Here is a 19169-nt window from a genome sequence, read left to right on the forward strand (position 1 = left end):
GCTACCCGGCCGTAAGGTGAGAGCCGTGTCCCCCACAGCCGCGCCTTCGTCCGGTGCGTTCGCCCCGGAGTATCCGATCCGCACCGAACGCCTGATCCTGCGTCCGATCGCTCCCGGCGACGCCACCGCGATGCACGTGTACAAGTCCGACGTGGATGCCGTGCGCTACGTGCCCTATGGGCCGCTGGAGCACGCGGACATCGAGCGGCGCATCGCCACGATCTGGTCGAACACGCGCTTCGACAACGAGGGCGACGCCGTGAGCCTCGCCGTCGAAGAGCGCGAGACCGGCGAACTCGTGGGTGACGTGGTGCTGTTCTGGCGGAGCGAGAACGATCGAGCGGGCGAGGTCGGCTACATCTTCGACCCTCGTGTCGCCGGACGCGGCTACGCGACCGAAGCCGTGCAGGCACTGCTCACGCTCGGCTTCGACGGACTCGGCCTGCACCGTATCGCGGCACGGATCGATGCACGCAACACCGCATCCGCGCGGGTCGTCGAACGACTCGGCTTCCGACTCGAAGCGCGGTTCGTCGAGAGCGAGTGGTTCAAGGACGAGTGGTCAACCCTGCTCGTCTACGCACTCCTCGAAGACGAATGGCGCGGGCGGCGAACGGCCGGCGCGTGACGGCATCCCGCATAATCGAGGGTGTGACTGCGACAGCAACCCTCCCCTCCCTCGACGGCCGCCGCTTCCGGATGGTCTCGTCCACGACTTCTGCGGTCGACCCCGAGTCCCCGAGCATCTTCGAGTACTTCGAGCGCGACGGCGCGATCTGGGGCGGGTACGAGGGCGACACGGTCACGTTCGGCAAGTTCGTCGGCACGCGCACCGCTGACACGATCTGGGTGTCTTTCGTGCACGTGCTCAAGGCCGACGGCACCGTGGTGACCGGCGACGGCGAGAGCGAGCTCGAGCTCACCGACGACGGCGGCATCCGCCTGGTCGAGCACTACGAGATGCACGGACTCCCGCAGCTCAGCGTGTGCGAGGAGATCGCCGCCTGACCCCTCAGCGGGGAGCGGGGGCTCAGCGCGGCGGCAGTGCGTCTCGACCGGCGGTGGCCGGCGTCCAGCGCGTCATCCCGAGCGGGATCTCGGTGCTGCGCTCGGGCAGATCGGCCGGCAGCAGGTAGGGCCGGCGGATCACTTCGTCGAGCACGACGACGCTGACCACGGTCCGCACCTCCGGGAGCTGCGCGATGACCCCCGTGGAGAACTCGTGTACGCCGCTCACGTCGACGGCGCGGATCAGTAGCATCGCGTCGTGCTCGCCGGTGGTGATGGCGCACCACTCGACATCGGGCATCTCGAGCACACGCTCCCGGAACGACGCCCAGGCCTGCGGCATCACCGTGACGAACACGAGCGCGCCGATCGAGAGTCCGGCCTTGGCCTGATCGACCCGGGCGCTGAACCCGGTGATGACCCCGTCGTGCACCAGCGACTCGACCCGCGTGTACGCACTTGCGCGGGAGATGCCGACCTTGTCGGCGAGAGCGGCGATCGAGACGCGACCGTTATCACGCAGCACATCGAGGATTCTGTATGCCGTCTCGTCCAATGGGGCGGCACTTCGTCCAGAATGCTTCGACTGATCCGCATCCTTGCTGGACATATTGCTCCTCACGACCGACGTTCTGGACAGAGCGTGCTGGGACCACCCACACTCGCTGGACACATCGTCGCATATGATGCGAATCTGAACCCCGGTCGTCCACATCGGTGGCGACTCACCCGAATGTACTCCTCGCCCCTGGAGGTCCTCATGTCGTCACGCCGTATCACGCCGGTCATCGCGCTCGGAGCGGTCGCGATCTTCGCGCTCGCCGGATGCTCGGGAGGGAACTCGGCAGGCAATGGCGACTCCGCCGGCTCCGACTCGCTCGTCATCGACACCGCGTTCTCGATCGAGACGGCCGACCCGGGTCACACCTACGACCCGACCGGCAACATGATCGCGAAGGCGCTGTACGAGACCCTCGTCGACTTCGAAGGCTCCGACGTCTCGACCCCGGTGCCCGGCCTCGCCTCGTGGGAGCAGAACGACGAAGCGACCGAGTTCACCTTCACGCTCGAGGGCGACCGCGTCTTCTCCGACGGCTCGCCGATCGAGGCGAAGGACGTCGTCTTCTCGCTCCAGCGCATCCAGGGCATGGCCGACGCCAAGCCGAACTTCCTGCTCGGCGGCCTCACCATCACCGAGGTCGACGACAAGACGATCCAGATCACGTCGGAGACCCCGCTGCTGCAGCTGCCCGCGATCCTCGCGAACCCGGCGCTCGGCATCGTCAACTCCGACGTCGTGATCGAGAACGGCGGCACGATCGACGGCACCGACTCGGCGCAGAAGTTCCTCGACGGCGAGTCGGCGGGTTCCGGTCCCTTCGTCCTCGACACCCTCGACCTCAGCTCGCAGGTCGTGCTGACGAAGAGCGACGAGTACAACGGTGACGAGGAGTCGGCGTACAAGCGCGTCGTCGTCCGCAACGTCTCCGAGAGCGCCACGCAGCTCGCCAACCTCAAGGGTGGCGACTCGATGGTCGCGATGGACCTCAACGGCGACCAGGTCGCCGGCCTCGGCGACGGTGTCACGGTCGACTCGGTTCCCTCCGGGCAGACCATCTTCCTGCTGCTGAACCAGTCCGAGGCGGTCGCCGGTGAGCTGGCGAACGTGAAGATGTCCGAGGCGATCCGCTACGCGCTCGACTACGACGCGCTGCTGGAGCTGGCCGGTGCCGGCTCCGTGCAGGCGACCGGCGTCATCCCGCCCGGATTCGAAGGCGCCCTGGACTCCGGCGTGGAGCAGGACCTCGACAAGGCTGAGGCGGCACTCGCCGAGGCCGGTTACACGGGCCAGACCCTCCAGCTGAAGTTCCCGAACGACTACCCGGTCGGCGGCGTGGAGTTCACCCCGCTCGCCGAGCGCATCCAGGCGCAGCTCGAGGATGCCGGCATCACGGTCGAACTGGCCCCCGCGCCCTTCGCGACCGAGCTCGACTCCTACGTCAACGGCACCGAGGGCTTCGGCCTGTGGTTCTGGGGTCCGGACTACGCGGACTCCGCGAACTTCCTGCCCTTCGCGCCCGGCCTGAAGGTCGGACTCCGTGCCGGCTGGGCTGCTGAGGCCAACCCCGAGATCGCGGGAATCGCCGCCGGTGCTGCCGCGGCGACCGACCCCGAGCAGCGCACGGCCGCGTTCACCGAGTTCGCCGAGGCGATGCAGGCCGAGGGCCCGTTCGTCCCGCTGATCGTCCCCGGTCGCAACATCTCGTCGGCCGACAGCGTGAGCGGTGCGGTGTACAACTCCGTCTGGGAGATGGACATCGCCGAGATCACGCCCGCCGGCTGAACGGAAATCCCATGACGACAGTGGCGGTGCAGAGGCAGGCGCAGCGGCGCCGATCGCCTCTGGTCGGATATCTGCTGCGGCGGGCGGGAACCTCCCTGCTCCTGCTGGTGGGCGTGACGCTCGTGACGTTCGCGCTCACCAACCTGGTGCCCGGAGACCCGGTCTCGGCCGCGCTCGGTGAGGGCGCGTCGCAGAACCCGGCGACGCGTGAGGCGTTCATCCAGGCGAACGGACTCGACCAGCCACTGTTCGTGCAGTACTTCATCTATATGGGGAACCTGCTGCGCGGGGACCTCGGCACGTCGCTGGTGACCGGACAACCGGTCACCAGCGACCTCGCCACCGCGGTGCCCGCGACCATCGAGATCGCGATCGGCGCGATCATCGTCAGCCTCGCGGTCAGCATCGTGCTCGGCACCCTCGCCGCGTACCGTCGCGGCCTCGTCACCGACCAGGTCATCCGGGTCGTGACCCTGGTCGGGCTGAGCGTGCCGACCTTCTGGCTGGCGCTCGTCAGCTTCTACGTCTTCTTCCTCGAGCTGCGCATCGCGCCGGGATCCGGGCGCATCTCGCCGTCGATCACGCCGCCGCCGCGCGTGACGGGCCTCTACACGGTCGACTACCTCCTGAACGGCGATGCGGTCGGCTTCTTCGACGCCCTCGCGCACCTCGCGCTGCCGGTCATGGTGCTCTCGCTCGTGACGATCGGACTGCTCACCCGCTTCATCCGCACCTCGGTGCTCGAGGTCCTCGGCAGCGACTACGTGCGCGCCGCCCGGGCCAAGGGCCTTCCCGCCATGCGCGTGATCCTCGACTACGTGCTCCGCGGAGCCTCGCTGCCGATCCTCACCGTCGTCGGTGTCGCATTCGGGGCCCTGCTCTCGGGCACGGTGCTCGTCGAGTCGGTGTTCGCCTGGCCGGGGCTCGGCACCTACGCCTACAACTCCGCCGCGAACCTCGACCTGCCCGGCATCATGGGCGTCGGTCTCGTGGTCGGCATGATCTACCTCCTCATCAACTTCATCGTCGACATCCTCTACGGCGTGCTCGACCCGAGAGTGAGGATCGCATGAGCCGCATCGCCGCCGCCACGCCCGCCGGCCGCTTCCGCTTCCGTTGGCCCCGCGCCTGGCGCACCCCGCTCGGCATCATCGGCACCGTCATCGCGGGCGCCTGGGTGATCGTGGCGTTCACCGCGCAGTGGTGGGTGCCGTATCCGCCGAACGCCCAGGTGCTGCCTCGCCTGCAGGCGCCCGGCATCGACACGCTGCTGGGCACCGACGGCAACGGCCGCGACATCTTCTCGCGTCTGATGACGGGTGCGACCGTGAGCCTGCCGCTCGCGCTCATGCTCGTGATCGCCGCGATGATCATCGGTACCGTCATCGGCGCCGTCGCCGGCTACTTCGGTGGCTGGATCGACGAGACGCTGATGCGCATCACCGACCTGTTCATGGCGTTCCCGACCGTGATCCTCGCGATGGTGGTCGCGGCCTCGCTCGGTCCGTCGCTGTTCAACGCGGTGATCGCGGCGATCGTGGTGTCGTGGCCGCAATACTCCCGCGTCACCCGCAGCATCGTGCTGGGTCTGCGCGGCCAGAACTACGTGATCGCCGGACGACTGCTCGGGCACTCGCCCGCCCGGACGCTGTTCGTCGACATCCTCCCGAACATCGCCGGCCCGGTCCTGGTGCTCGCGACGCTCGACATCGGCGCGGCCATCCTGCTGCTCTCCGGACTCTCCTTCCTCGGCCTCGGCGCCCAGCCGCCGACCGCCGAGTGGGGGTCCATGATCTCGGGTGCGATGCAGAACTTCGACGCCTGGTGGCTCGGGGTCTTCCCGGGTCTCGCGATCCTGACCGTCGTGCTGGCGTTCAACTTCCTCGGCGACGCGATGCGCGACGTGCTCGACCCCACGGCCGAGATCACGCACGAGAAGGCCGCGGAGCACAAGGCATCGGCGACGGGGGTGGCGGCATGACCACCGTGCAGGGATCCAGCGTGCTCAGCATCCGCGACCTGACCATCGACATCGGCCGCCCGCTCGTCAAGGGCGTCTCGCTCGAACTCGAGGCCGGTCGCATCCACGGTCTCGCCGGCGAATCCGGATCGGGCAAGACGCTGACCTCGCTCGCCGTGCTGGGACTGCTGCCCCGGCAGGCGAAGACGGGCGGATCGATCCTCCTCGGCGGTGAAGAGCTCGTCGGGCTGAAGCGTCGCTCTCTCAACCGGGTCCGCGGCAAGCGCATCGCGATGGTGTTCCAGGACCCGTCGGCGTCGCTGCACCCGCAGCTGCCGGTCGGCCGCCAGCTCACCGACCACATGCGCGTGCACCTCGGGCTCAAGGGCGCGGCGGCACGAGAACGGGCGATCGAACTGCTCGAGACCGTGCAGGTGCCGAACCCCGCCGAGGCCCTCAAGCGCTACCCGCACCAGTTCTCCGGCGGACAGCGGCAGCGCATCGCCATCGCGTGCGCCCTGGCCTGCGACCCCGAGGTGCTGCTGGCCGATGAGCCGACCACGGCCCTCGACGTCACCGTGCAGGCCGGCATCCTGCAGCTGCTGCGCGACCTCGCGGTGCAGCGCAACCTCGCGGTGCTGCTCGTGACGCACGACCTGGGTGTGATGAGCGCGATCGCCGACCGGGTGGCCGTCATGAAGGACGGCCGTGTGGTCGAGCTCGCCGATCGCGAGACGCTGTTCCTCGACCCGCAGCACGACTACACGCGGATGCTGCTCGCGGCCCTGCCGGGGTCGCGCATCGATGAGGCACCGGAGCAGGAGGCCGCAGATGAGTGAGGTCGCAGTCCTCGACGCGCAGGACGTGGTCGTGCGCTACCCGGGCAACCCGCCCGTGATCGCCGTGAACGGGGTGTCGATCCGTGTCGCCGCGGGTGAGACAGTCGCGCTCGTCGGCGAGTCCGGCAGCGGCAAGTCGAGCCTCGCCCGCGCCGTCGTCGGCATCGAGAAGACCGCCGGCGGAACGGTGCTCTTCCGCGATGAGCCCGTGGCCCCCCTCGGCATCCGTCGTCGTCCGACCGCGATGACCGGCATCCAGATGGTGTTCCAGGATCCGGCGACGTCGCTGAACCCCCGCCGCCGTGTGGGCGACCAGATCGCCGACGGCATCGCGACCGCCCGGGCGCGCGGCGCCGAGGGGTCGACCGTCGACGAGTGGCTGGAACGCGTCGGCCTGCCGACGACCGTGAGCACCCGCTTCCCGCACCAGTTCTCGGGTGGGCAGAAGCAGCGCATCGCGATCGCCAGGGCCCTGGCCGCGCGGCCATCGCTCCTCGTCGCCGATGAGCCGATCTCGGCACTCGACGCCTCGACGCAGACGAGTGTGGCAGGCCTGATGCGTGACCTGGTCGCGGAGTCGGGAGCCGGGATGCTGTTCATCTCGCACGACCTCGCCGTGGTGCGCCGCATCGCTGACCGCACGTTCGTGATGTTCGGCGGGCGTGTGCTCGAGTCCGGTCCGACGGATCAGCTCTGGGCGGCGCCGCAGCATCCGTACACGAAGGCGCTGCTCGCGGCGATCCCGGAGCCCGACGGTGCCGGCCGCATCCCCGCCGCACCCTCGGTCGACGACCGCACGGTGTGGGCCGAGATCCCGCCGGTCATGTACTGAGCGGCCATGTACTGAAACGCGTGACACGAAGGAGATATCCCGACCTGAAGGACCGGATCGGGCACGAGCTCCTTCACAACGCGCGATCTCCTGCATTCCGTGTGACCCGGAGCCTCGCGGAGATCCCCGAACGCACTGCGGGCCGAGGCAGCAGCCCCGGCCCGCAGCATCAGCTCTGGATCAGAGCGGTGCGACGATGTCCTGCTTCACGTCCCACTCGGTGATCTCCATCGAGATCTCGACCGACTGGCCCTCGAGCGAGGCGGTGCTGGTCGACGCGAGGTTGACGTAGTCCGCCGTGACCTCGAAGACGACGTCGACCGTGGTGCCCTGCTGGTCGATCGAGCCGGTCAGGAGGAAGACCTCTTCGCCCAGGCGCTCGCCGGTGCCGGTCACCGTGAACTCGCCGGTCATGGCCTCGGCGGCAGCAGCCGGGTCGAGCGACGTGACGTCGGCGGCGGTGGCGCTCAGCGCGGCGATGACCGGGTCGCTCGACTTCGGATCGGCGACCTGCCACTCGCTCGTCGCGGACTTCACCCAGACGTCGTCGCCGATGGCGATCAGCGAGCCGGCCGGAGAGATCGACTCGAGGGCCTTCTCCGACGGGTTGAACTTCGCCGTCGACTCGATGCCCATGACGGTGGTCTTCGCGGCGTAGCCCGCGGTGGTCGACATGGCGTCTGCGATGCAGGCGCCGAGTGCCGAGCCGTCGACGGTGTCGCCGTCCTTCAGCTCAGGGCAGTCCGTCGCCGGAGCCTCGGCCTCCTGCGAAGCGCCGCTGCTCGGCTTCGACTCGGCCGGCTTGTCCGATCCGCCCGCCGAGCATCCGGTGAGCAGCACGGCGGCGGCGAGAATCACGCCGACCCCCCATTTGTTGACGCGCATGGCGTCCCCCCTCTGGTCGAGTGCCTGATGACCGTCACCGGGCACGCCCTCCAGCATGCCAAGGGTGGGCGCCGACCCGTGCGGGCGACACGGAGGAATCTCCGCTAGACTGTCGAGGTTGTCTGCTTTCCGGCGTCCATTCGGGATTCCTGGGGCGGGCACGTGCACACACCCTCCTGCTCCCGGGAAAGTCCCGAGAGCCGTTCTAGTCCGAAGGAGGTGGGTAAGTGACGCACCAGTACGAACTCATGGTCATTCTGACTCCCGAGATCGACGAGCGCCAGGTCGCACCTACGCTCGACAAGTTCCTGAAGGTCATCACCAACGATGGTGGCTCGATTGACAAGGTCGACATCTGGGGTAAGCGCCGTCTGGCCTACGAGATCCAGAAGAAGAACGAAGGCATCTACGCCGTCGTCAACTTCACCGCTACCAGCGAGGCCACGCAGGAGCTCGACCGTCAGCTGAAGCTGAACGAGCAGATCATGCGCACCAAGGTCCTCCGCTCGGAAGAGGCTCAGGCGATGGTCGCTTCGGAGGCCAAGCGCTCCGAAGAGAAGGCTGCTCGCAAGGCCGCCAAGGCTGCGAAGGCCTGACGTCCATGGCCGGCGAAACCGTCATCACCGTTGTGGGAAACCTCACGGCCGACCCCGAGCTGCGCTACACGCAGAACGGGCTGCCGGTGGCGAACTTCACCATCGCTTCGACGCCTCGGAACTTCGACCGTGCCGCGAATGAGTGGAAGGACGGCGATGCGCTGTTCCTCCGTGCATCCGTCTGGCGCGAGTTCGCCGAGCACGTGGCGGGTTCGCTGACGAAGGGCATGCGCGTCATCGCGCAGGGCCGTCTGCGTCAGCGCTCCTACCAGGACCGCGAGGGCAACCAGCGCACCGCGATCGAGCTGGAGGTCGACGAGATCGGCCCCTCGCTCCGGTACGCGACCGCGCAGGTCACCCGTGCGGCCTCGACCGGTGGTGCCGGCGGTGCCGGTGGTGCCGGCGGCGGACAGGCTCGTCCCGCGCAGCAGCAGGTGTCGGAAGAGCCGTGGTCGACCCCCGGTTCCTCGACGAGCGCAGATGCCTGGAGCACTCCGGGCAGCTTCGGCGACGACACCCCGTTCTGAACAACTTCTGGATCCGGCCGCCGAGCTCGTCTCGGAAACCGGCATCCGCTCATCACTAAGGAAAAACAATGGCTGGAAAGTCGAGCGGCGACCGCCGCAAGCCGCGGAAGGGTGGCAAGCCCACCGCTCCCGCGAAGTCCATCCGGGTTGGTGTCATCGATTACAAGGATGTCGCCACCCTTCGCAAGTTCGTCTCGGAGCGCGGCAAGATCCGTGCCCGTCGTATCACCGGTGTCTCGGTGCAGGAGCAGCGTCTGATCGCCACGGCGATCAAGAACGCGCGCGAAATGGCGCTCCTGCCCTACGCTGGCGCCGGCCGGTAAGGGGTATCGAGATGGCAAAGCTGATTCTCACGAACGAGGTCGCCGGGCTGGGTAGTGCCGGTGACGTTGTCGAGGTCAAGAACGGGTACGCCCGGAACTTCCTCATCCCGCAGGGCTTCGCTACGGCGTGGACCCGCGGTGGCGAAAAGCAGGTCGCTTCGATCCAGGCCGCGCGTCAGGCACGCGCGATCCACGATCGTGACGACGCTGTCGCGCTGAAGAACGCTCTCGAGGGCACCAAGGTGCGTCTCGCGGTCAAGGCCGGCAAGGAGGGTCGTCTCTTCGGCTCCGTCAAGACCGACCACGTCGCGGATGCTGTCGCAGCCGCCGGCCTGGGTTCGATCGACAAGCGCAAGGTGCACATCCCGTCGCCCATCAAGGTGACCGGTGACCACGAGGCGACCGTGCGTCTGCACGAAGACGTCACTGCAGTCATCACGCTGCAGGTCGTCGCCGCCAAGTAAGGCACTTCCCGGAACGCCCCCTGTCCTTCGGGACAGGGGGCGTTCTGTGCGTGTGGGGCGTGTGCTTCCGCGGCACGCACAGACCGCGACGCGGGTGATTTTGGATCCAGAATGCAGAGTTCGGGGCGCTGATCCGATAACCTCGGCCCATGGTGCAATCAGGAAACGCCGCGTCGCCCAAGGAGCGGGCCGAGGCGCTGCAGAAGCTCGCGCAGCGGCACGGAGCCGGATACCGGTCGGTCGGCGCGATGGCGTACGACATCATCCGCGATGCGATCCTCGACGGCACACTCCCGCCGGGGATGAAGCTGCGCCAGGAGACGCTGGCCGAGTCCATCGGCATCTCGCGACTGCCCATCCGCTCGGCGCTGATCCAGCTCGAGGCCGACGGGCTCGTGATCTTCCACGCGCGCCGCGGTGCGATGGTGCGTGCGCTCTCGGTCGAGGAGGCCACAGAGGTCTACCACCTGCGCACTCTGCTCGAGAAGGAGGCGCTGCGGCTGGCGATGGCCGAGATCACGCCGGAACGGGTCGCCCGCCTGCGTGACCTCGCGAAGACGGCCGACGACATCTCCGAGGGCGGCGAGTTCGTCGAGGCACGCACCGAGTTCTACGCGACGCTGTACGACGCCGAATCGCGTCCGCTGATGTGGGAGATGATCGAGCAGCTGCGCCTGAAGCTCGGGCGCTATGTGCTCGGCTGGCGCCTGGTCTCGCCCGGTGCGCACGACCATTCGCACAGTGAGCTCATCGACGTGGTCGCCGCGGGCGATGCGGACGAGGCGCTGCGCGTGCTCGAGTCGCACCTGAACCACGTGCGCGACGGCGTGATCGCGCTGCTGGATGCCGCGGCGACCGAGGCGGCGGGCGAGAGCGCCTGACGGGCGACGCACCACCATGCGATGAGGGGACCGGCGACGTATCGCCGGTCCCCTCCTCGCATGGTCCCGCCGGTCAGGTGACGGTGCCGCGGCGGGCGAAGCGCGGTTCGCGCCAGATCTCGGTGCGCAGCACGTCTTCCAGCACGTCGACCGCATCCCACACGTCGGCATATGAGGTGTAGAGCGGCGTGAAGCCGAAGCGGATGAGGTCGGGCGCCCGGAAGTCGCCGATGACCCCGCGCTCGATCAAGGCCTGCATCACCGCGTAGCCGTCTTCATGGCGGAGCGACACCTGGCTGCCGCGGCGAACGGACTCGCGCGGGGTGACCGGCTCGATTCCCCAGTGGGGCGTGAGCCGCGTGTCGACGAGGGACATGAAGAGCTCGGTCAGCCGCAGGCTCTTCTCGCGAACTGCCTCCATGTCGACGTCGTCCCAGATGTCGAGGCTGGCCTCGAGTCCGGCGACCGACAGCAGCTGCGGCGTGCCGACCCGGAAGCGCTCGATGCCCGGGGCAGGAGCGTAATCGACGGTGAAGTCGAACGGGCGGGCGTGGCCGTGCCAGCCGGTCAACGCCGGACGCGCCGCGTCATGGTGCCGGGTGGCGGCCCAGATGAACGACGGCGAGCCGGGACCGCCGTTGAGGTACTTGTAGGTGCAGCCGACCGCGAAGTCGGCATCCGCTCCGTTCAGGTCGATCGGCACGGCACCGGCACTGTGGCACAGGTCCCAGACCACGAGGGCGCCGGCCGCATGCACCTTGCGCGTGACCTCGGCCATGTCGTGCATCCGACCGGTCCGGTAGTCGACCTGGGTGAGCACGACGACGGCGACGTGCTCGTCGAGCACGTCGTCGAGGGTGGGGCCGTCGTCGGAGATGAGCCGGCGCTCCAGGGGCGTTCCCCCGCCGAGCAGCTCCTGCACCGCCTCCAGCATGTAGAGGTCGGTGGGGAAGTTGCCGCGCTCCGCGACGATCACCCGGCGGCCGGGTCGAAGCCGCACCGCGGCGACCGTCGCCTGGAAGAGGCTCGCCGACGTCGAGTCGCCCAGCACGACCTCGCCGGCATCCGCCCCGATCAGCGGCGCGATGCGGTCGCCGACCGTGCGCGGCTTCGCGAACCACCCGGCGTCGTTCCAGCTGCGGATGAGTCCCGTTCCCCACTCCTCGGTGATCACCCGCTGCACGTGCGCGGCGGTGTGCCGGGGCAGCACGCCGAGCGAGTTGCCGTCGAGGTAGATCACGCCGTCGGGCAGCACGAAGCGCTCGCGCATCGGCGCCAGCGGATCGCTCTCGTCGAGGGCGGTGCACGTCGCACGGTCGATGGCCGGGCGGAGGGAGGTGGTGCTCATGAGGGTCCGTTCGAGGTCGGGATCAGCGGCCGAGGAAACGCAGGGCGTTGTCGCGGCGGATGGCGCTCTTCTGCGCCTCGTCGAGGAAGTCGGCGCGGTCGACGACGCTGCCGACGGGCCGCTCTCCCAGGGGGTAGGGGTAGTCGCTGCCGACCATGACCTGCGAGGTGCCGAGCGTCTCGACCAGCACGCGCAGGGCGATCGGGTCGAACACGACGCTGTCGACGCTGAACCGGTCGAGGTAGGCCGACGGCGGCCGTTCGCTCACACCGATGAGATCGGGCCGCTGCTGCCAGGCGTTCTCGAAGCGGCCCAACCAGAATGCGAAGGATCCGCCGCCGTGTGCGAATGCCAGGCGCAGCGTCGGCGGCACGCGGTCGAAGACGCCGCCCAGGATGAGGGCGATGATCGACAGGTGCGTCTCGGCGGGCATACCGGTGAGCCAGCGCGCCATCCACCGATCGAGCCGGGGCGAGCCCGCCATGTCCCACGGATGCACGAAGACGGGGATGCCCCGATCGGCGCAGTGCTGCAGGAACGTCACGGTGCCCTCGTCGTCGAGGTCGCGGTCGCCGACGTGGTTGCCGATCTCGACCCCCGCATGGCCGGAGGCGATGGCACGGTCGGCCTCGGCGCACGCGGCATCCGGATTCTGCAGGGGCACCTGCGCGAACGGGATCAGCCGGTCGGGGGCGGGTGCGCAGATCTCCAGGGCGAGGTCGTTGAAGATGCGCGCGACCTTGACCGCCTCATCGCCCGACTTGTCGTACGAGAAGAAGACGGGCGTGGGGGAGACGACCTGCATCTCGACGCCGTCGGCATCCATGTCGGCCAGGCGCACCTCGGCATCCCAGCAGTCGTCTCCGATACGCCGGAACTCGGTCTCGCCGAGCATGATCATCGCCTCGCGCTCGGAGTCCACGCGCAGCGTCGGCCAGAGACCCGGCCCGACCTGCGATGACAGGTCGGGCCAGGAACTCGGCACGAAGTGGGTGTGAACGTCGATCGTGCCCAAGGGGCTTCAGCCCTTGCCGGGATGGACGGCGCCGCACTCCGGGCAGGTGCGCCCCTCTTCGCTCTCGTAGAAGTCGCGGAACACCGGCGGCAGGTCTTCGACGATGTCGCGCACCTGCAGCTCGACCTCGTGCACCTTGGCGTTGCAGTTCGGGCAGAACCAGGCGAACTTCTCGAGCGTGCCCTCTTCGCGGATGCGCTCGATCACGATGCCGATGGAGCCCTCTTCGGGGCGCTGCGGCGAGTGGAAGACGTTGCCGGGCAGCAGCCACATCTCGCCCTCGCGGATGTCGATGCGCTGCAGCCCCTCGGGGGTCTGGATGTTCACGTGCATGTTGCCGCGGTACTGGTAGAACCACTCCTCGTACGGATCGAAGTGGAAGTCGGTGCGCTGGTTCGGGCCGCCGACGACCTGCACGATGAAGTCGCCCATCGGCGTCCAGGCGGCCTTGTTGTTGACCGGCGGCTTCAGGAGGTGTTCGTTCTCCTTGATCCATGCGGCGAAATCGATGACGGGTGGGATGGTGCTCATTTCTCCTCCTCGAGAGTGGCAGCGGTGGTGCGGTCGGTGATGGTTTCGGTTTCGGGGCGGCGCGCGATCGCCTGGATCTCGATGCGCAGGTGCGGATGCGGCAGGGCGTGCACGGCGACCGTGGTGCGGGCCGGGCCCTGCTCGTCGAAGTACTCGGCCCAGACGGCGTTGTAGGCGGCGAAGTCGTTCATGTCGACGAGGAAGGTCGTCGCCTGCACGAGGTCGTCGAGCCCGCAACCGGCGGCGGCGAGCACCTCGCGGATGTTCTCGATGACCGCGCGGGTCTGCACGGCCACGTCGAGGCGGGTGGCCCCGAACTCGTCGGCCTCGGCACCGGCGATGGTGTTGTCGGGGCGCCTGCTCGACGTTCCCGAGACGAAGACCAGGTCGCCCGAGACCTTGACGTGCGGGAAACGACCTCTCGGGGTCGCCTTGCCCTCGACGAGGATGCCGCCTGATCCGGTCATCGTGCTCCCTCCTGCGCGAGGCTGTCGGCCCCGTCGTGCGTGCGGATGCCGACACGACCGAGTCCGGCAATGGTCGCCTCGACGACGCCGTGGTCGGGGAGCGGAACCGCAGTGGTCGCGGCTCCGGCGAGCAGCACCGTGCCGGCACGCAGCGTGAAGCCGTGGCGGGCGGCGAGTCGTGCCGCCGCGGCGATGGCGCGGCCGGGATCGCCGAGGATCGCGGCGGTCGAGCCGGTGGCGCTCACCCGGCCGTCGACCTCGAGCTGCACCGCCCGGTTGTCGAGCGCGCCTGCCTGTGCGAACGCGGTCCACGGGCCGATCACGTAGGCGGCGGCCGAGGTGTTGTCGGCCACCACGTCGGCGAGGCTGAATCGGAAGTCCCGGTACCGGGAGTCGATGATCTCCAGCGCGGGCGCGACCGCGGCGACGACCTCCGACAGCGGGCGACCGGCCTCGGAGCCGTCGATGTCGGCCGCCAGAAGGTACGCGACCTCGGGTTCGATGCGTGGGTGGATGGCGGATCGGCGGTCGAACACCGCGCCGTCGTGGAGGCGCATGGCATCGGTGAGCGTGCCCATGATCACGTCGTGCACGCCCATCTGCTGCGCCTTCGCCTGGCTCGTGAAGCCGAGCTTGAGGCCGGCGATGCGCTCGCCGCGGGCGACACGACGGGCGATCAGCGCATGCTGCGTGGCGTAGGCGGTGTCGAGGCCGACGTCTGCGGTCGAGGAGAGCTGGCTGATCGGGCTCGCGGTGCGCTGCGCGGTGTCGAGCGCGGCGGCGAACACAGCATCGGCGGTCACGAGGTCACCCCCGCGCGGGCGGCGACGAGGTCGAGGGCGACGTCGACGATCATGTCTTCCTGGCCGCCCACCATCCGGCGGCGGCCGAGCTCCACGAGGATGTCGCGGGCATCGATGCCGTGCTTCTCGGCCGCGCGCTCGGCGTGCAGCAGGAAGCTCGAGTACACCCCCGCGTAGCCCAGAGTGAGCGTCTCGCGGTCGACGCGGACGGGGCGGCGCTGCAGCGGACGCACCAGCTCCTCCGCCGCATCCTGCAGCGCGAACAGGTCGCAGCCGTGCTCCCAGCCGAGCAGGTCGGCCACCGCGATGAACGCCTCGATCGGGCAGTTCCCGGCTCCGGCACCCTGCCCTGCGAGAGAGGCATCGACCCGGTACACGCCGTGCTCGACCGCCGTGACGCTGTTGGCGACACTCAGCGAGAGGTTCTCGTGGGCGTGGATCCCGATCTGCGTGCCGGGGTCGAGCACCTCGCGGTAGGCGTCGACGCGATCGGCGACATCGCGCATCGTGAGACGCCCGCCCGAGTCGGTGACGTACACGCAGTGCGCGCCGGCCGCCTCCATGATCTTCGCCTGCTCGGCGAGTCCGCGCGGGTCGTTGAGGTGGCTCATCATCAGGAAGCCCGACACATCCATGCCGTGTTCGCGCGCCCAGGTGATGTGCTGGATCGCGACGTCGGCCTCGGTGCAGTGCGTCGCGACGCGCACGCTCGCGACACCGAGGTCGCGGGCGCGGGCGAGGTCGTCGATCGTGCCGATGCCGGGCAGGATCAGGGTGGTCAAGACGGCGCGGTCCAGCACCTCGGCGGCCGCCTCGATCCACTGCCAGTCGGTGTGCGCGCCCTGCCCGTAGGCCACGCTCGAACCGCCGAGGCCGTCACCGTGCGCGACCTCGATGGCATCCACGCCCGCAGCTTCGAGAGCTCGGGCGATGCCCTGCACCTGCTCGGTCGTGTAGCCGTGGCCGATGGCGTGCATGCCGTCGCGGAGGGTGACGTCCTGCACGTACACGCGGGGAGGAGTGGTGGTCATGCGGGAACCCCTGTCCGTTCGGCGACGAGTCGCTCGGCCGTGCGCAGGGCGGCCGAGGTCATGATGTCGAGATTGCCCGCGTACTCCGGAAGATAGTGGCCGGCGCCCGCCACCTCCAGCAGGACGGTGACGCGCGTGCCGCGGAACGGGCGATCGAGGGCGGGCACGTAGGCCTCGTCGACCTCGTCGAACTGCACCTGCTGCTTGAGCCGGTAGCCCCCGACGTACGCCTGCACATCGGCGACCATGTCGGCGACCGACGCGCTGACGGCATCGCGGTCCAGCGCGGCGGGGTCTCCCTCGACCAGGCAGAACACGGTGTCGCGCATGATGAGGGGCGGGTCGGCGGGGTTGAGCACGATGATGGCCTTGCCGTGGTCGGCGCCGCCGATCACCTCCAGTGCGCGGGCGGTGGTCTCGGTGAACTCGTCGATGTTGGCCCTGGTGCCGGGCCCGGCCGACTTCGAGGCGATCGAGGCGACGATCTCGGCGTAGGCCACCGGGGCGACGCGCGACACCGCGGCCACCATCGGCACCGTGGCCTGGCCACCGCACGTGACCATGTTCACGTTCGTCGCACCGAGGTGCGCCTCGAGGTTCACGACCGGCACGACGTAGGGACCGATCGCCGCGGGGGTCAGGTCGACCATGATGCGTCCGACATTGCGCACGAGCGCGTCGTTGCGGGCGTGGGCTCCGGCCGAGGTGGCGTCGAACACGAGCTCGACGTCGGCGAATTCGGGCATCGCGATGAGTCCGTCCACGCCCTCATGAGTCGTGGCGACACCGAGCCGCCGCGCACGGGCGAGCCCGTCGGACTGCTCGTCGATGCCGGCCATCGCGACCACATGCAGCGTGGTCGAAAGTCGCTTGACCTTGATGAGCAGGTCGGTGCCGATGTTGCCCGAGCCGATGATGGCGATGCCGACGGTCATGCCGCAGCCCCTTCCGTCGATGTTCCGGATGCGGCGCCGGATGCCGTGCCGAAGAAGTCGGCACGCACCTCGCCGAGGCCGTCGAGCCGGGCGCGATACACCCCGGCGGTCGCGTCGACCATGGGGCCGAGCGCGCCGGAGAGGATGACCTCGCCCGCGCGCAGCGGCTGCCCGCGTCGCGCGACCTCGCGTGCCAGCCAGGCCACCGCGATCACCGGGCTCCCGAGGCACGCGGCGCCCGATCCGGTCGAGACCGGCCGTCCCTCGCGGTCGAGCGTCATGCCGAGCGCGGTCAGGTCGAACCCGTCGAGGCGTCGGGGCGTGGTGCCGAGCACGACCGCCCCGCTGGAGGCGTTGTCGGCGATGGTGTCGGTGATGCGGATGTCCCACCCGGCCACGCGGGAGTCGACGACCTCGATCGCGGGCAGCACGAACTCCGTGGCCCGGATCACGTCGGCGACGTGCGTGGTGGGGGAGTCGAGGTCGCGGCCCAGCACGAAGGCGACCTCGGCCTCGGCCCGCGGCTGCAGGAAGCGGGCGAGGTCGATCGGCTCGCGGTCGGCGAAGATCATGTCGTCCAGCAGCACGCCGTAGTCCGGGCTGTCGACGCCGAGCTGCGTCTGCACGGCCGGCGAGGTGAGGCCGATCTTGCGACCGACGATGCGGCGACCCTCGTCGAGGCGCCGGGCGATGCCGAGCGACTGCACCGCGTACGCGGCATCCTGATCGGTCTCGCCGAGCAGGTCGCGCACCGGTGCGCACGGACGCCCGGATTCGGCCGCCCGTCGCAGCCGCTCGTCCGCCGCACGGACAGCATCGGCGGCGGCGTCGGAATCCTGGATACCGGTCACAGCTGCACGCACACGTTCGTCGGCTCGGTGTAGAACTCCAGCGAGTGGTGTCCGCCCTCGCGGCCGATGCCCGAGAGCCCGACGCCGCCGAAGGGGCTCCGCAGGTCGCGCAGGTACCAGGTGTTGACCCACGACATCCCGGTGCGCATCTGCTGCGCGACGCGGTGTCCGCGGGTGAGGTCGGTGGTCCAGGTGACGGCGGCGAGCCCGTAGTCGGTGTCGTTCGCGAGCGCGATCGCCTCTTCCTCGGTGTCGAAGGGGATCAGGGCGGCGACGGGGCCGAACACCTCTTCGCGCACGGTGCGGTGGCTGTTGTCGAGGCCCGTCCACAGGGTCGGCTCGATCCACGATCCGCCGTCGAGTCCGTCGCCGAGGGTCGGGATGCCGCCGCCGGCGAGCACGGTCGCGCCCTCCGCGACGGCGAGGTCGAAGTAGGAGCGCACCTTCTCGCGGTGCGCCTGCGAGATGAGCGGACCGGTGGTCGTGGCCGGGTCCTCGGGGCGACCCAGACGCAGGCGGGCGGCGTGCTCGGCGAGACCCGCCGCGACGTCGTCGAAGACCGCACGCTGCACGTAGATGCGCTCGGTGCACAGGCACACCTGGCCGGTGTTGAGATACGTGGAGCGGGCGAGACCGGCGACGGCGGCGTCGAGGTCGGCATCCGCGAACACGAGAGCGGCGTTCTTGCCGCCGAGCTCGAACGAGACGGGGCGCACGCGGGGCGAGACCGCGCGCATGATGGCGGAGCCGGTGGACGACTCCCCGGTGAAAGTCACCCCGTCGATGCCCGGGTGCTTCGTGAGGGCCTCGCCCGCCGAGTCGGCACCGAAACCGTGCACGACGTTCACGACCCCGGCGGGGACACCCGCTTCGGCGAGGATCTCGGCGAGCAGGGTGGCCGACGACGGCGTCTCCTCCGAGGGCTTGATGACGACCGTGTTGCCGGTGGCGAGGGCCGGAGCCAGCTTCCACGTGAGCAGCAGCAGCGGCAGGTTCCACGGCACGATCACGGCGACGACCCCGAGCGGCTTGCGCACCGCGTAGTTCAGGGCGCGGCGTCCGTCGGGCAGCTCGGTCAGGAACGAGTCGAGACCCGCTGACGAGACCGTGTCGGCGAAGGAGCGGAAGTTCGCGGCGGCGCGTGCCACATCGAGGTCGCGGGCGAGGGCCTCGGGCTTGCCGGTGTCGCCGACCTCGGCCGCGACGAGCTGGTCGGCGCGGCGGTCGATCGCGTCGGCCACCCCGCGCAGCAGGCGGGCGCGCTCGGCGACGGTCATCCGTCCCCACGGGCCGTCGAACGCGGCGCGAGCAGCGGCCACGGCACGGTCGACCTGCTCGGTGCCGGCCTCGTGCACCTCGGCGATGACCGAGCCGTCGACCGGGCTGATCTTCTGGAACGTGGCGATCCCCTCCACGCGCTCGCCGGCGATCATGTTGTGGATCGCGCGCGGCGCCCGCCCCGGCTCGGCGGCACGGAGGGGAGGCGTCATCGTCTCGGAAGGCATGGGCTCAGGCTAGGAAGGTTCGAG

The 19169-nt window shown here is 69.5% G+C and carries 23 protein-coding genes; 12 read left to right on the top strand and 11 right to left on the bottom strand.

The features are described 5' to 3' along the window. Positions 1-25: 25 nt before the first annotated feature. Both J7E45_RS10530 and J7E45_RS10535 read left to right on the top strand, forming a co-directional pair. Complete coding sequence (locus tag J7E45_RS10530) at positions 26-628, top strand: GNAT family protein (RefSeq protein WP_308162101.1); 603 nt, start codon at positions 26-28, stop codon at positions 626-628. 23 nt (positions 629-651) lie between these two features. After that, complete coding sequence (locus tag J7E45_RS10535) at positions 652-1008, top strand: hypothetical protein (protein WP_231481877.1); 357 nt, start codon at positions 652-654, stop codon at positions 1006-1008. Between the two features lie 22 nt (positions 1009-1030). Here J7E45_RS10535 and J7E45_RS10540 read toward each other — a convergent pair whose 3' ends face one another. Beyond that, positions 1031-1618 (bottom strand): Lrp/AsnC family transcriptional regulator, encoded by a 588-nt coding sequence (locus J7E45_RS10540; RefSeq protein ID WP_237682566.1) that lies wholly within the window; start codon positions 1616-1618, stop codon positions 1031-1033. A gap of 150 nt (positions 1619-1768) precedes the next feature. Here J7E45_RS10540 and J7E45_RS10545 point away from each other — a divergent pair, with 150 nt between their 5' ends. Genes J7E45_RS10545 through J7E45_RS10565 form a run of 5 tightly spaced genes read left to right on the top strand, consistent with a single transcriptional unit; the run spans position 1769 to position 6983 of the window. Further along, on the top strand, positions 1769-3352 hold the full coding sequence (locus J7E45_RS10545; protein ID WP_215069029.1) for an ABC transporter substrate-binding protein: 1584 nt from the start codon (positions 1769-1771) through the stop codon (positions 3350-3352). A gap of 11 nt (positions 3353-3363) precedes the next feature. Beyond that, positions 3364-4425 carry an ABC transporter permease gene (locus J7E45_RS10550; protein ID WP_215069030.1) on the top strand — a complete coding sequence of 354 codons (1062 nt, stop codon included), beginning with the start codon at positions 3364-3366 and terminating at the stop codon, positions 4423-4425. Continuing rightward, positions 4422-5333 (top strand): ABC transporter permease, encoded by a 912-nt coding sequence (locus J7E45_RS10555; RefSeq protein WP_091027829.1) that lies wholly within the window; start codon positions 4422-4424, stop codon positions 5331-5333. The genes J7E45_RS10550 and J7E45_RS10555 overlap by 4 nt, the downstream gene beginning before the upstream one ends. Further along, positions 5330-6151 carry an ABC transporter ATP-binding protein gene (locus J7E45_RS10560; protein WP_215069031.1) on the top strand — a complete coding sequence of 274 codons (822 nt, stop codon included), beginning with the start codon at positions 5330-5332 and terminating at the stop codon, positions 6149-6151. Before J7E45_RS10555 ends, J7E45_RS10560 begins: the two co-directional genes overlap by 4 nt. Continuing rightward, positions 6144-6983, top strand: coding sequence for an ABC transporter ATP-binding protein (locus J7E45_RS10565; protein WP_215069032.1), 840 nt, complete (start codon positions 6144-6146; stop codon positions 6981-6983). Before J7E45_RS10560 ends, J7E45_RS10565 begins: the two co-directional genes overlap by 8 nt. A gap of 180 nt (positions 6984-7163) precedes the next feature. Here the strand turns inward: J7E45_RS10565 and J7E45_RS10570 are convergent, their stop codons facing one another. Continuing rightward, on the bottom strand, positions 7164-7868 hold the full coding sequence (locus J7E45_RS10570) for a hypothetical protein (RefSeq protein ID WP_251053606.1): 705 nt from the start codon (positions 7866-7868) through the stop codon (positions 7164-7166). Positions 7869-8095: 227 nt separating this feature from the next. On the opposite strand from J7E45_RS10570, the gene rpsF reads away from it, so the two are divergent. The 5 genes from rpsF (at position 8096) to J7E45_RS10595 (ending at position 10659) form a co-directional block, all read left to right on the top strand. Continuing rightward, entirely contained in the window at positions 8096-8464 is a 369-nt protein-coding gene (rpsF, locus tag J7E45_RS10575) for a 30S ribosomal protein S6 (RefSeq protein ID WP_029264265.1), read from the top strand. A gap of 5 nt (positions 8465-8469) precedes the next feature. Further along, a complete protein-coding gene (locus tag J7E45_RS10580) occupies positions 8470-8991 on the top strand; it encodes a single-stranded DNA-binding protein (protein ID WP_091027809.1) in 522 nt (173 codons plus the stop codon). Between the two features lie 68 nt (positions 8992-9059). Further along, positions 9060-9314 carry a 30S ribosomal protein S18 gene (rpsR, locus tag J7E45_RS10585; protein WP_017829850.1) on the top strand — a complete coding sequence of 85 codons (255 nt, stop codon included), beginning with the start codon at positions 9060-9062 and terminating at the stop codon, positions 9312-9314. An 11-nt stretch (positions 9315-9325) separates the two neighbouring features. Further along, the gene (gene rplI / locus J7E45_RS10590; protein ID WP_029264267.1) at positions 9326-9778 is read left to right on the top strand and encodes a 50S ribosomal protein L9; all 453 of its coding nucleotides are present in this window, start codon (positions 9326-9328) and stop codon (positions 9776-9778) included. A gap of 149 nt (positions 9779-9927) precedes the next feature. Further along, the gene (locus J7E45_RS10595) at positions 9928-10659 is read left to right on the top strand and encodes a GntR family transcriptional regulator (RefSeq protein WP_215069034.1); all 732 of its coding nucleotides are present in this window, start codon (positions 9928-9930) and stop codon (positions 10657-10659) included. Positions 10660-10732: 73 nt separating this feature from the next. Here J7E45_RS10595 and kynU read toward each other — a convergent pair whose 3' ends face one another. Genes kynU through J7E45_RS10640 form a run of 9 tightly spaced genes read right to left on the bottom strand, consistent with a single transcriptional unit; the run spans position 10733 to position 19145 of the window. Next, positions 10733-12007 carry a kynureninase gene (gene kynU, locus J7E45_RS10600; RefSeq protein WP_215069035.1) on the bottom strand — a complete coding sequence of 425 codons (1275 nt, stop codon included), beginning with the start codon at positions 12005-12007 and terminating at the stop codon, positions 10733-10735. A gap of 22 nt (positions 12008-12029) precedes the next feature. Further along, on the bottom strand, positions 12030-13022 hold the full coding sequence (locus tag J7E45_RS10605) for an amidohydrolase family protein (protein ID WP_167635183.1): 993 nt from the start codon (positions 13020-13022) through the stop codon (positions 12030-12032). Positions 13023-13028: 6 nt separating this feature from the next. After that, complete coding sequence (locus J7E45_RS10610; protein WP_167635182.1) at positions 13029-13553, bottom strand: 3-hydroxyanthranilate 3,4-dioxygenase; 525 nt, start codon at positions 13551-13553, stop codon at positions 13029-13031. Continuing rightward, positions 13550-14020 (bottom strand): RidA family protein, encoded by a 471-nt coding sequence (locus J7E45_RS10615; protein ID WP_215069036.1) that lies wholly within the window; start codon positions 14018-14020, stop codon positions 13550-13552. The genes J7E45_RS10610 and J7E45_RS10615 overlap by 4 nt, the downstream gene beginning before the upstream one ends. Then, on the bottom strand, positions 14017-14823 hold the full coding sequence (locus J7E45_RS10620) for a 2-keto-4-pentenoate hydratase (protein WP_215069037.1): 807 nt from the start codon (positions 14821-14823) through the stop codon (positions 14017-14019). The genes J7E45_RS10615 and J7E45_RS10620 overlap by 4 nt, the downstream gene beginning before the upstream one ends. Continuing rightward, positions 14820-15854 (bottom strand): 4-hydroxy-2-oxovalerate aldolase, encoded by a 1035-nt coding sequence (dmpG, locus tag J7E45_RS10625; RefSeq protein ID WP_215069038.1) that lies wholly within the window; start codon positions 15852-15854, stop codon positions 14820-14822. The genes J7E45_RS10620 and dmpG overlap by 4 nt, the downstream gene beginning before the upstream one ends. Then, positions 15851-16789: an acetaldehyde dehydrogenase (acetylating) gene (locus tag J7E45_RS10630; protein WP_215069040.1), complete on the bottom strand. Its 939-nt coding sequence runs from the start codon at positions 16787-16789 to the stop codon at positions 15851-15853. Before J7E45_RS10630 ends, dmpG begins: the two co-directional genes overlap by 4 nt. After that, a complete protein-coding gene (locus J7E45_RS10635) occupies positions 16786-17640 on the bottom strand; it encodes a fumarylacetoacetate hydrolase family protein (RefSeq protein ID WP_308162102.1) in 855 nt (284 codons plus the stop codon). The genes J7E45_RS10630 and J7E45_RS10635 overlap by 4 nt, the downstream gene beginning before the upstream one ends. Continuing rightward, the gene (locus J7E45_RS10640; RefSeq protein WP_215069042.1) at positions 17637-19145 is read right to left on the bottom strand and encodes a 2-hydroxymuconic semialdehyde dehydrogenase; all 1509 of its coding nucleotides are present in this window, start codon (positions 19143-19145) and stop codon (positions 17637-17639) included. Before J7E45_RS10640 ends, J7E45_RS10635 begins: the two co-directional genes overlap by 4 nt. Positions 19146-19169: the final 24 nt, after the last annotated feature.

It is taken from the genome of Microbacterium sp. ISL-59 (assembly GCF_018613945.1).
Taxonomy (GTDB): domain Bacteria; phylum Actinomycetota; class Actinomycetes; order Actinomycetales; family Microbacteriaceae; genus Microbacterium; species Microbacterium oxydans_B.

Coding starts and splice junctions, on each gene's coding strand:
- J7E45_RS10540 (WP_237682566.1), bottom strand. CDS start 1,618: ATGTCCAGCAAGGATGCGGATCAGTCGAAGCATTCTGGACGAAGTGCC.
- J7E45_RS10545 (WP_215069029.1), top strand. CDS start 1,769: ATGTCGTCACGCCGTATCACGCCGGTCATCGCGCTCGGAGCGGTCGCG.
- J7E45_RS10550 (WP_215069030.1), top strand. CDS start 3,364: ATGACGACAGTGGCGGTGCAGAGGCAGGCGCAGCGGCGCCGATCGCCT.
- J7E45_RS10555 (WP_091027829.1), top strand. CDS start 4,422: ATGAGCCGCATCGCCGCCGCCACGCCCGCCGGCCGCTTCCGCTTCCGT.
- J7E45_RS10560 (WP_215069031.1), top strand. CDS start 5,330: ATGACCACCGTGCAGGGATCCAGCGTGCTCAGCATCCGCGACCTGACC.
- J7E45_RS10565 (WP_215069032.1), top strand. CDS start 6,144: ATGAGTGAGGTCGCAGTCCTCGACGCGCAGGACGTGGTCGTGCGCTAC.
- J7E45_RS10570 (WP_251053606.1), bottom strand. CDS start 7,868: ATGCGCGTCAACAAATGGGGGGTCGGCGTGATTCTCGCCGCCGCCGTG.
- J7E45_RS10580 (WP_091027809.1), top strand. CDS start 8,470: ATGGCCGGCGAAACCGTCATCACCGTTGTGGGAAACCTCACGGCCGAC.
- rpsR (WP_017829850.1), top strand. CDS start 9,060: ATGGCTGGAAAGTCGAGCGGCGACCGCCGCAAGCCGCGGAAGGGTGGC.
- rplI (WP_029264267.1), top strand. CDS start 9,326: ATGGCAAAGCTGATTCTCACGAACGAGGTCGCCGGGCTGGGTAGTGCC.
- J7E45_RS10595 (WP_215069034.1), top strand. CDS start 9,928: ATGGTGCAATCAGGAAACGCCGCGTCGCCCAAGGAGCGGGCCGAGGCG.
- kynU (WP_215069035.1), bottom strand. CDS start 12,007: ATGAGCACCACCTCCCTCCGCCCGGCCATCGACCGTGCGACGTGCACC.
- J7E45_RS10610 (WP_167635182.1), bottom strand. CDS start 13,553: ATGAGCACCATCCCACCCGTCATCGATTTCGCCGCATGGATCAAGGAG.
- J7E45_RS10615 (WP_215069036.1), bottom strand. CDS start 14,020: ATGACCGGATCAGGCGGCATCCTCGTCGAGGGCAAGGCGACCCCGAGA.
- dmpG (WP_215069038.1), bottom strand. CDS start 15,854: ATGACCACCACTCCTCCCCGCGTGTACGTGCAGGACGTCACCCTCCGC.
- J7E45_RS10630 (WP_215069040.1), bottom strand. CDS start 16,789: ATGACCGTCGGCATCGCCATCATCGGCTCGGGCAACATCGGCACCGAC.
- J7E45_RS10640 (WP_215069042.1), bottom strand. CDS start 19,145: ATGCCTTCCGAGACGATGACGCCTCCCCTCCGTGCCGCCGAGCCGGGG.